Raw genomic sequence first — 11260 nt, 5'->3', positions numbered from 1 at the left:
TTCTGTGCCGCCCCGGCGCCGAAAAGACCACCCCCCGCGGGGGAGTGGTCGTTCCGTAGGCCGACGGCGCCGCGGGTCAGAAGTTGAACCGCAGGCCGGCTGCGTAGCGGGCATAACCCGGCTGCGCGAAGGTGGCGAAATTGTCCGAGCGACGGTGACCGCGACGGCCCTGGCCGGTGAGGTTGATGACCTCGCCGAACACGGCCAGCCCCGTGGTGACCTGATAGCTCGCGCTGGCGTCGACCTGCCCATAGGATTCGACATAGAGCGGATCGAAGGCGCCGCCGGCATAGAATTCGCCGCGCCAGTTATAGGCCACACGCGCCTGGATGCCGTTCTTGTCGTAATAGGCGACCGCGTTGGCGCTGTCGCTGAGCCCGGTCAGCGCGAACTGGCCGATGTTCGGATCGAGCGTGTTGTCATATTTCGCGTCGCCGTTGACGATCGTGTAGTTCAGGATGACGCCGAGCCCGGTGTTCCAGAGCCTGTGCTGGAGCGCGAATTCCCACCCGTCGATGTTGGCGGTCTGGTCGCTGTTGAACGGCTGGCTCAGCTGGAAGTTGAACAGATCGTCCTCGGGCAGACCGAAGATGTTGCCGTTCAGCAGACCGGAATCGCTGGTGCCCGTGACCTGCGACGAGGCGGGGAAGTTGCGCAGGATGTAGTCGCGAACCTGGAGATTGTCCGTCGTTCCAAGGGCTGCGACCGCCTGACGATAGCGGGGGCCCGAGCCCGGGTTGCGCAGGTTGAACGCGGACGTGTTGACCTGCGTCGTGCCGATGAAGTTCTTCACGTCCTTGTTGAAATAGCCGACCGAGATGTAGCTTTCGGCGCCGTAATACCATTCCGCCGACAGATCGATGTTCTTCGACTTGAAGGGGACGAGGTTCGGATTGCCCTGGCTGCCCGTGCCGCCGCCGATGCGCGGGTTGGAATCGATGTTCAGGCCACCCTGCAGGCTGCCGTAATCGGCGCGCGTGATCGTGTGGCTGTACGACGCGCGCAGCTTGACGTTGCGGAGGGGTTCGATGTCGAAATCGACCGCGGGCAACCAGTTGTGATAGCGGCCCTTCAGCGAGGTGAACGAATTGGCGCCGTAGGTGAGCGCGAATTCGTTCGCGCCCGTCCAGCGCGTGCCGTTCGGGATCGGCACCAGCGCCGACGAGTTCACCTGCGTCTCGTCATAGCGGACGCCGCCGATGAGGTGCGCCGGCATCGAGAACATGTCGAACTTGCCGTTGAACTGAATATAGGGCGAGATCGTGCGTTCGCGGATGCGGCGATCGTTGGTGTAATTGGCAAGGCAGGTGCCTTCCGCCGCGACGCCCGTCTGCGGTGCGCTGCAGATCGCATATTGCGAGCGCAGCAGTTCGGCCATCTGCTCGAAGTTGAACGTGTAGATCGACGGCGGCAGCGCGGGATCGTTCGACCCGGCGACACCCTTGAACTTGTCGGGCAGGCTGGTGAGGTTGAAGAAATCGTCGGGCACGGCCGCCGCGCCGAACGACGCACCGCGCGGGTCGACACCGCCCCAGGTCTCGTTCTGGATGAAGCCGTAAGCCGAGCGCACCTTGTTATCGACATAGGAGAAACCCCAGTCGATGCTGCTCAGGAAATCGCCGTCATGGTCGTAATGACCCTTCAGCTGGAGCTGGTTGATCTCGTTCTTGAAATAGGCGTTGCGGAACGCGTTGCCGGTCGGCGTGATCAGCGATGCATTCAGCGGGTCGATGCCGGGATACATCTGGTACGAGATGACCGGCAGGTCCTTCTCGAAATTGATCGTCTGCGACTGGACGCCGAAGATCGCGCCACCGATCGACGTGCTGCTGCCGTAATCATTGGTCGGCTTCGACACCGCGGTCGAATGATGCGCGTCGAGCGACATCGTGACGTTGCCGGGCGCTTCCCACGTCAGGTTGCCGCCGAGCGACTTGTTCTCGGACTTGTTCGCGGTCAACGAGTTGCTGTACGACAGATCCTTGCCGGGCGCGAAATTCTCCGAATAGAAGACCGGGCCAGCCGCGGGGCCATCGGTCCAGGCGCTGCGCGTGTCGCCGAAGTTGAACCAGATGCCGACGCTGCTGTTGCGGACTTCGACCTTGTTGCTCGAATAGGTGAAGTCGAGCGTGGCGGTCAGCGTGTCGGTCGGCTTGGCCTGCAGCACGAGCTGACCATTGATGCGCTCGCGATCGATGTCGACGACGTCGTAATTGGCGCTTTGCGGGATTTCATAGACGTCGGTCGGGCCCGGACGGTTGGTGATGTTAGCACCGCCGGGCGTGCCGGGCTGAGCGAGCGTGCCCCAGTTGTTCTCCGCGCCGAGAAAGCCGTCGCGGAAGCCGACGCCCGCCGAATTGTTGCTCGCCTTGCGCCGCTGATACGCGCCGCTGAGCAGGACGCCGATCCGGTCGTCGGCAAAGGTGGTGGACAGGATGCCCGACACTTCGGGAGTGATCGGGTCCTTGCCGTTGCGCGAGCTGTCGAGCACGCCCTTGACGGCGACGCTGCCGCGCGTGCCGGGCTTGTCGATCGGACGCGGGGTGCGGATGTTGATCGACGAGCCGATACCACCTGACGGGACCGCGGCGCGGCCGGTCTTGTAGACCTCGACCGCGGCGACGCCTTCGGAGGCGAGGTTGGCGAAGTCGAACGAGCGCGAGGCGGGCGCGCTGGCGCCGTCGCCGAGCGTCGAGGTCGGCATCTGGCGACCGTTGAGCGTGACGAGGTTGTACTCAGGACCGAAGCCGCGGACCGTGACGGTCGAGCCTTCGCCGTTCGAGCGGTCGATCGAGACGCCGGTGATGCGCTGAAGAGATTCCGCGAGGTTGGTATCGGGGAACTTGCCGATATCCTCGGACGAGATCGCGTCGACCACGCCCTGGCCGTTGCGCTTGATGTCGATCGCCTCGCGCAGCGACGCGCGGATGCCGGTCACGACGATGTCGTCGGTGACCGCGTTCGGATCGGCGGGCGTGGCAGGTGCGGCCTGCGGATCGATGTCGGACGGGCCGGGATTGCCGACCGTGGCTGCGGCATCCTGCGCCAGAGCGACGCCGGGGATGGCGGCGAACGCCAGTGCCGATGTGCCGATGACAAGACGCGAAAGCGAGCGAGCCGTGAAGCCACGCATGGTAATCCTCCCTGTAGCCGACGCTATGAGTGCGCCTTCCGTGTGAACGTTCACTTTCCCTTTTCGCGATTCGTGTCAAGGATTTGGGCTGCTGGTTGTGAACGTTCACTAAATATGCTGTGAACAGTGACAATGGTGCCACAGCCCGGCCGGACGCGTGTCGCAGTCCGCAGGGGGAGGCGGAAAACCGGAAGGGAATGAGGATGTCGACGGGGTATCGGGCGCTGATGCTGGGCGTTTCGCTGATGGGGATCGCGGCCATGGTCGAGGCGCGCGAAACGCCTGCGAAGGTGGCTCCGCCCAAGGCGCCAGCGACGGCGACGCAGGACGCCGGACCCGATGCGCGACGCCGGGCCGCGGCGATCGTCGCGCGCATGACGACCGACGAGAAGATCAAGCTGGCACACGGCCTGTTCCCGCCAATGGCGGCGGGCAAGACGACGGACACGCTGATCCCGTCGGCGGGTCATATCGACGGCATCGCGCGGTTGAGCGTGCCGTTGGTCCGCGAGAGCGACGCGTCGCTCGGCGTCGCCAATCAGGTCGAACAGCGCAAGGGCGACGTCGCGACCGCGCTGCCGTCGGGGCTTGCCACCGCGGCGAGCTTCGACCCCGAAATCGCGCGCGCAGGCGGTGCGATGATCGGTGCGGAGGCGCGGGCGAAGCGGTTCAACGTGCTGCTGGCGGGGGGCGTCAACCTGACGCGCGATCCCTGGAACGGGCGCAACTTCGAATATCTCGGCGAGGATCCGCTGCTGGCGGGCTCGATGGCCGGCGCGCATATCGCCGGGGTCCAGTCGAACCATATCGTCTCGACCGTCAAGCACCTCGCGCTTAATGCGCAGGAGACCGGTCGCATGGTCGTCGACGCGCGGCTCGGCGAGGCCGATCTGCGGATGAGCGACCTGCTCGCGTTCCAGATCGCGATCGAGCGCGGGAAGCCGGGCTCGGTGATGTGCGCGTACAACAAGGTCAATGGCGACTGGGCGTGCGAGAACAAGCATCTGATGACCGACGTGCTCAAGCGCGACTGGGGCTATCGCGGCTGGGTGATGAGCGACTGGGGTGCGGTGCATTCGACCGCGAAGGCGGCCAATGCCGGGCTCGACCAGCAGTCGGGACAGGAACTCGACAAGGCGATCTACTTCGGCGCGCCGCTCAAGGCCGCGGTGGCTGACGGCAGCGTGTCTCGGGCGAGGCTCGACGACATGATCGTCCGCTATCTGACCGGCCTGATCGAAACCGGCGCCTATGACACGCCGATGCCCGCCGCAGAGGCGCCGATCCCCTATGCGCGTCATGCCACCGTTGCGCAGGACGCGGCGGAAGCGGGGATCGTGCTGCTCAAGAACGACCGCGACATGCTGCCGATCGCACGCACGGCCAAACGCATCGTGCTGATCGGCGGACGAGCGGACGTCGGCGTGCTGTCGGGCGGGGGATCGAGCCAGGTCCGCTCGGTCGGTGGCGCGCCGATCGAGATCCCGCTGACCTCGGGCGCGGCGATGTCGTTCGCGCGCTATACCTATCATGCCTCGTCGCCGCTCAGGGCGATCACCGCGGCAATGCCGGGTGCGGTGGTGACCTTTGTCGACGGCAAGGACACCGAGGCGGCGGCGCGCGCCGCCCGCGACGCGGACATGGCGATCGTCTTTGCGACGCAGTGGACGACGGAGGCGCAGGACGTGCCGACGCTGTCGCTGCCCGACAATCAGGACACGTTGATCGCGGCGGTGGCGAAGGCGCAGCCGCGGACGGTGGCGGTGCTCGAAACCGGCGGACCGGTGCTGATGCCCTGGATCGATGCGGTGCCGGCGGTGCTGCAGGCCTGGTATCCGGGACAGCGTGGCGGCGAGGCGATCGCCAACATCCTGAGCGGCCGGGTGTCGCCGTCGGGCCGGCTGCCGATCACCTTCCCCGCCGCCGCGACCCAGGCGCCACGCCCGGCGCCGGTCGGTCTCGACCGGCTGACGTCGGTCGAGGCGCAGGCGGCCGCCAATCCCGCGAACGCCGCCGCGATCCAGCTCGAAAGCTTTCCGGTCGACTATGTCGAGGGCGCGGACGTCGGCTATCGCTGGTACGAGAAGCAGCGCCAGCGGCCGCTGTTCGCCTTCGGGCACGGGCTGAGCTTTACCAGCTTCGCCTATCGCAACCCGGTGGTGACCGGCGGCCGGCGGCTCAGCGTGACGTTCGACGTCGTCAATACCGGGCGCCGTGCGGGCGCGGACGTCCCGCAAATCTATGTCGCGCAGGCGGCGGCGGACGGGGCGGGGACGGCGACGCCGATGCGGCTGGCGGGTTTCACGCGGCTGACGCTGAAGCCGGGCGAGTCGCGGCGCGTGACGCTGACCGCGGAGCCGCGGGTCGTCGCGCAATATGACACCGCGCTGCCGGGCTGGCGGATTGCCGGGGGCCGCTACCGCGTCGCGCTGGCGCATGATGCCGCGGACCGGTCGCAGCTGCTGACGACGACGCTCGAGCCGATGACGATGAAACCCTGACCGGGGCTTAGACCAGCGGCGGCGGGGGTGGTTCGGGAGTTGCCCGACGACGGCGAGCGGGTCACAAGGGCGCCATCGTGCCGCGTTCCGTTTTCTCTCCCCCGCATCGTCGGTTACCGTCGCCCACGCCGCGACCGGCAGCTTTCCTCCTCGTCTGCGCACTCGCTTATGCGGGGGCGGTCGTCGGCTATCTGCCGCTGCTGACGCTGCTGCTGCCGATCAAGGTCGATCAGGTGGCGGGCGACGGTCGGCTCGATCTGCTGACGGTAACGGTGATCGCGGGAGCGATCGCGGCGAGCGTGGCGAATATCGGCTTTGGCTGGCTGGGCGACCGGTTGGTGAGCCGGGGCGGAGGCCGCCGCGGGATCATGGCGGGGGGCGTCGTTGCGACGATGGCGTCCTATGCGGGGCTCGCGGCCGCGACCACGCCTGCGTTGCTGGTGGCGGGGATCATCCTGTTCCAGGTCGCGCTGAACGCCGTGATCGCGCCGCTGATGGCGATCATCGCCGAAGAGGTGCCCGATGGCCGCAAGGGTGTTGCGGGCGGGCTGCTGGCGATGGCCAATCCGGTCGCGGCGACGCTGTCGGCCGCGCTGGTCGGGGCGAGCCGGTTCGGCGAGCCGGCGCGGTTCGCGGTCATCGCGGTCACCGTCGCTGCGTGCACACTCCCGCTCGTGATCGTGCGCGGGACTCGGCAGGCGGGGGCGCCGCCGCCGGTGTTGCGGTCGATGCTGCGGCGCGATCTGCTGCTCGCCTGGACCGCGCGGCTGCTCGTGCAGATCGCGGGCAGCGCGCTGTTCGTCTATCTTCTCTATTATTTCGAAACCGTCGCCCCCTCGGTACCGGAGTCGGTGCTCGCCGCAAGGATGGGGACCGTGATGATCGTCGCCTATAGCGTGCCGCTGCCGATCGCGGTGCTCGTCGGCCGGCTTGCCGATCGGACCGGGCGGACCAAGCCGTTTTTGTTCGCGGCGGCGCTGGTCGCGGCGGCGGGGCTGATCGCGATGATGGCGGCGCGCGACTTCGCCAGCGGTGCGGCGGCGTTCTGCGTCTATACGGGCGGGACGTCCGTCTTCCTGGCGCTGCACGCGGGCTTTGCGATGCAGCTGTTGCCGAGCGCGCGGCACCGGGGACGCGACCTCGGGCTGCTCAACCTCGCCAACACCCTGCCCGGGCTGCTCGGGCCGGTGATCACCTGGGCGCTGGCGACGCCGCGCGATTTCGATGCGGTGCTGGTCGTGCTCGCGGTGCTGACGCTGGGCGGGGGGATGATCCTGCTCGCGGCGCGGGGGCGGCGCTGAGGCTGACGGCGATCAGCGGCGCAACCGGTTCGGGGCAGGGCGCCAGTAGCGGACATAGTCGACCGCCATGCGCTGCGGGAAGGCGGTGTCGTCGATCCCCTTCTGCCCGCCCCAGTCGCCGCCGACCGCAAGGTTGAGGATCAGGTCATAGGGCCGGGTGAACGGCCAGGCCGCCTTGCCGCCGGGCTGGTCATTGGCGACGCGCATGACCGCGCGGCCGTCGACGCCGATCGTGATGACATCGGCGCGCCAGTCGAGCTGATAGCGATGATAGCGGGTGCAGGCGGTCGGCACGCGCTTCTGCGCGCCGCGCTGCGTGCCCTTGGTGTGGTTGAACGCGCCGCTGTGCACCGTCGCATGGACGACGTTCGGGTCCCATCCGACCAGCTCGACGATGTCGATCTCGCCCTCGTCGGGCCAGCGGCCGCCGCTCGGCAGCAGCCAGACCGCGGGCCAGCTGCCGCGACCGCAGGGCAGCATCGCGCGGACTTCGTAGAAGCCATAGCCGCGCGGCTCGCGGGAGACGAGCTTCGCCGAGCTGTAGCTCTGGCCGCCCCAGTCGGGGAAGCGCGCCTTCGACAGCGTCTCGCGACGCGCCTCGATGATCAGCGAGCCCTTTTCGATCCGTGCATTCCGGGGCCGGTCCTTGGCATAATATTGACGCTCGTGATTGGCCCAGCCCTCGGCATTGCGCGAGGTGTCGAACCGCCATTTACTGCGATCGATCGTCCGCCCGTTGAATTCGTCGGCAAAGGCGGGCGCCGTCTTGGGTGTCGGCATCGGTGCGTCGAGCCCGTAATTGGTCGCGCCGAGCGTCGCGGCCTGCGCGGCCAGCAGCAGGAGGATCATCGTGTCACCGCCGTCGGGGGCTTCGCAGCTTTGCGCTTCGGGGCGGGGTCAGGACACATGCGCGACGCTCTCCATTACGCCCCGGATCGTCGCCGCGATGTGCGGACGCGAGCCGGTGGCGTGACGGGTCTAGGGCAGCCCCGAGGCAAGCTCAACCGGGCGGCCTCGCCACGCGCAGGGCGTTTCGCAGCGGGAGACCGTGCACATCAGAACTGGCCGCCGATATTGAAGGTGATCAGCTTGCTGTCGTCGCCATCCGCCTTGAGCAGTGCCTTGGCGAGATCGATCCGCAGCGGGCCGAACGGGGAGGCCCAGTTGACGCCGATGCCGACCGACAGCCGCGGGCTGGCGCTATTGCCCGTATAGGTCTCGCGATAGGCGCCGAGCGAATAGCTGTAGGGCGTGCCGGTGTTGGTCGTGGTGCTTGCGCCGGCGGAATCGAGATAGAGCAGATTGCCGGCGCTGTCGGTATATTGGCGGGTCGCGGCGACGCACGCGATCGAGGTCGCGTTCGCGGCGGCACAGCTGTCGGTCAGCGTCGGCGTCCTGCCGCCGAACACCGCGCCGACGTCCATGTAGACGGAGGGGCGCAGGCCGAGTTCGCGCGCGCCCGAGCCAAGCGGCAGCTCGACCTCGAGGCGGGCCTGGTAATAGGCGGTGCCACCCAGCGCGGTCTGCGTGTTCGAACTGCTGTCGGTCGAGATCGTCGCGGGGATCGTGCTGGTGTCGTAATAGGTCCGCGTCACGCGCGGCCCAACGCCGCGGATATCGAAGCCGCGCATCTGCGGGTCGCCCAGATAGAAGCGGTCGGTCAGTCGCACCTGCTGCCCGAGCCCCCTGATATAGCCGCCCTCGGCATGCGCGGTGAGGATGAAGCGCGAGCCGAGATCGACATATTTCGAGTAGTTGGCGGTGCTGCGGAGATACCGCGTGTCGCCGCCGAGGCCGGCGAAATCCTGGCTGACGCTGAATTTGCTGCCCTTGGACGGGCGGGTGCGGCTGTTGGTACTGTCGAACACCAGCGAATAGCCGATCGACGAGGTCCAGCGATTGCCGACCGCGTCGCACAGATACTGGCCGGCGACCGCGGGATCGCACACGCCGTTCGTGTAATAGGTGTCCGCATCGAGCGTGACCTGATCATAGGACAGGCCGTAGCGGGCTGTGGCCGACCAATATTCGGTCAGCGGTACCGCCGCGCGGATCTGGAACCCGGTCGAAATCTGTTCATAGGTCGTGCTGTCGGTGTCGCCGGTGGTGCTGTACGAGCTGTAATCCCGCCGGAATATGTCGCCGCCCAGTGCGATGTTGGTGTCGAACAGATAGGGTTCGGTGAAGCCGAGATTGACCGATTTCGAATAGCTCGAATAGCTGACCCCGGCCCGTAGCTCCTGTCCCATGCCGCGGAAGTTGCGCTGGGTGATCGTGGCGGACGCGATGAAATTCTCAAGACTGGAATAGCCGGCGGAGAGCTGAAGCTCGCCGCTCGATTTTTCCTCGAGGTTGGTTTCGAGGATGACGCGATCGGGCGCGGAGCCGGGCTTCTGCTTGATCTCCGTCTTGTCCTGAAAATAGCCGAGCGAATTGATCCGGTCCTCCGAGCGTTTGACCTGGAAGCTGTTGAACGCGTCGCCCTCCGCCAGGCGGATCTCGCGCCGCACGACCTTGTCCTTCGTTTGTGTGTTGCCGTTGATCTCGACGCGTTCGACATAGGTGCGCTTGGCTTCGGCGATGTTGAGGTTGATCCCCATCGTCAGCGTGTCGGCGTCCTTCTGGAACTCCGGATTGACCTCGGTGAAGGCATAGCCGAACAGGCCGGCGGTCTGGCTCAGGCTGTCGACCGCGTCCTCGACCTGCTTGGCGTTGTACCAGGCGCCTTTCTTGAGCGGCAGCGTGGCGGCGAGCTTGGTGCTGTCGAAGTCGCGGATCTGGCTGTCGACGGTGACGTCACCGAATGTGTAGCGTTTGCCCTCCTCGACCACGTACGTGATGATGAAGTCCTTCTTGTCCGGGGTGAGTTCGGCGACCGCGGACGTGACGCGGAAATCGGCATAGCCCTGTGTCAGGTAGAATTGCCGCAGCTTCTGCTGGTCGTAGCTCAGGCGATCCTGGTCGTAGCTGGTTGCGGACGACAGCATGCGGCTGAGCCGTGCCTGTTTGGTCGCCATCTGCCCGCGAAGCTGCGCGTCCGAAAACACGCTGTTGCCGAGGATGTTGATCTGGCGGACCTTCGATTTCGGGCCCTCGCTGACCTCGAAGACGATGTCGACGCGGTTCTGGTCGAGGCTGACCATCTTCGGATCGACCATCGCGGCGAAGCGGCCCTGCCGGCGATAGAGCTCGACGATCCGCGCGACATCCTGCCGCACCGCGCTGCGCGTGAAGATCTGCCGCGGTGCTAGCCTGATCTCCTTGGTGATCTTGTCGCTCTTGAGCGCCTTGTTGCCCTCGACGACGATGCGGTTGATGATCGGGTTCTCGCGGATACGGACCACGATATTGCCGTCCTCGACCCCGGCGATCGAATAGTCGGCGAACAGGTCGCTGGCCTGTAGGTCCTTGAGGGCCTGATCGAGCGTCTCCGCCGTATAGGGGATGCCGGCGCGCAGCTTGGTGTAGCTCAGCACGGTCTCGGGCTCGATCCGCTGCGCGCCCTCGACGCGCAAGGTGCGGATCGTCCGGACGGCGGGATCGGCCGGTGGCGTCGGGGCGGGGGGGGTCGCATGCTGGACGGGCGCTGCGACCGCCGTGCCGCCGAGCGTGCCGGCCAAGGCCAGGGCCATCGTACTGGCGCCAAATTCGAACATCATGGGGAGGTCTCCGGGTGAGACCGGGCGCCTGGGCGGGCGATGTTTCCGGCGGATGGCGCGCGCCGGCCGGACTGCAACACTGGGTCACCAACGAGCGCGACCGCGCGGTCACCGGGCCCGGCTGACACATGGAGCAAGTGGCGGGAAATGTTCGGGACATGGTCGCTGGCTAGAGCGCCGTGCGGGCCAATCGGCTCGCCCGTTCATCCTGCGAGGACCATCGCCATGCGTGTCGCCATCAAATCCGTCCCGTCATCCGCGCCGACCAGCGCGCCGACGCTGCCGCCGCTCGTCGACAATCCGTTCGCGCCCGAAGTCTTCGCCACGGGGCTCGCCGGGCTCGCCAATCTGTCGGGCGTGATCGTGCTGACGCTGGAGAGCGCGCGGTGCGATCACACGCGCGACGCGCCGTCGGTCGAGCGGGTCGTCGTCGGGCGGGTCGCACTGACCAGCGGCGCCGCGCAGGATCTGGTCGCGGCGCTGAACCAGTTCCTCGAGCAGCAGGGGCTGAGCCCGAGCAAGGCGATCGCTGCCGGGTCGACGTTCCAATGAGCCGCGCGACCGTGCCGCCCCCAGCCGGTATCCGCGGGTCGTCGGCCACCGGCCTTACCGTGGCGATCGAAGCGCTGCGGTTCGGCGTTCGAGTACAGAGCCGCGCTGTGGATC

Annotated in this window: 6 protein-coding genes; 3 read left to right on the top strand and 3 right to left on the bottom strand. The window is 67.0% G+C overall.

Features of this window, described 5'->3' with window-relative positions:
* Positions 1-76: 76 nt before the first annotated feature.
* Positions 77-3133 (bottom strand): TonB-dependent receptor, encoded by a 3057-nt coding sequence (locus IFS44_RS01905; RefSeq protein WP_192097283.1) that lies wholly within the window; start codon positions 3131-3133, stop codon positions 77-79.
* Between the two features lie 203 nt (positions 3134-3336).
* Here IFS44_RS01905 and IFS44_RS01900 point away from each other — a divergent pair, with 203 nt between their 5' ends.
* Together IFS44_RS01900 and IFS44_RS22740 are read left to right on the top strand one after the other, a co-directional pair.
* On the top strand, positions 3337-5634 hold the full coding sequence (locus tag IFS44_RS01900) for a beta-glucosidase (RefSeq protein WP_244649820.1): 2298 nt from the start codon (positions 3337-3339) through the stop codon (positions 5632-5634).
* Between the two features lie 77 nt (positions 5635-5711).
* Entirely contained in the window at positions 5712-6935 is a 1224-nt protein-coding gene (locus IFS44_RS22740; RefSeq protein WP_192097282.1) for an MFS transporter, read from the top strand.
* Positions 6936-6947: 12 nt separating this feature from the next.
* Here IFS44_RS22740 and IFS44_RS01890 read toward each other — a convergent pair whose 3' ends face one another.
* Both IFS44_RS01890 and bamA read right to left on the bottom strand, forming a co-directional pair.
* The gene (locus IFS44_RS01890) at positions 6948-7784 is read right to left on the bottom strand and encodes a glycoside hydrolase family 16 protein (protein ID WP_192097281.1); all 837 of its coding nucleotides are present in this window, start codon (positions 7782-7784) and stop codon (positions 6948-6950) included.
* A gap of 206 nt (positions 7785-7990) precedes the next feature.
* Positions 7991-10594 carry an outer membrane protein assembly factor BamA gene (bamA, locus tag IFS44_RS01885; RefSeq protein ID WP_192097280.1) on the bottom strand — a complete coding sequence of 868 codons (2604 nt, stop codon included), beginning with the start codon at positions 10592-10594 and terminating at the stop codon, positions 7991-7993.
* Positions 10595-10819: 225 nt separating this feature from the next.
* Here bamA and IFS44_RS01880 point away from each other — a divergent pair, with 225 nt between their 5' ends.
* The gene (locus IFS44_RS01880) at positions 10820-11146 is read left to right on the top strand and encodes a hypothetical protein (RefSeq protein ID WP_244649819.1); all 327 of its coding nucleotides are present in this window, start codon (positions 10820-10822) and stop codon (positions 11144-11146) included.
* Positions 11147-11260: the final 114 nt, after the last annotated feature.

Source organism: Sphingomonas sp. CFBP 13706, from assembly GCF_014842355.1.
GTDB lineage: Bacteria > Pseudomonadota > Alphaproteobacteria > Sphingomonadales > Sphingomonadaceae > Sphingomonas > Sphingomonas aerolata.
Note: the sequence above shows the minus strand (reverse complement) of the source record. Positions and strands in the feature narration are given on the sequence as shown.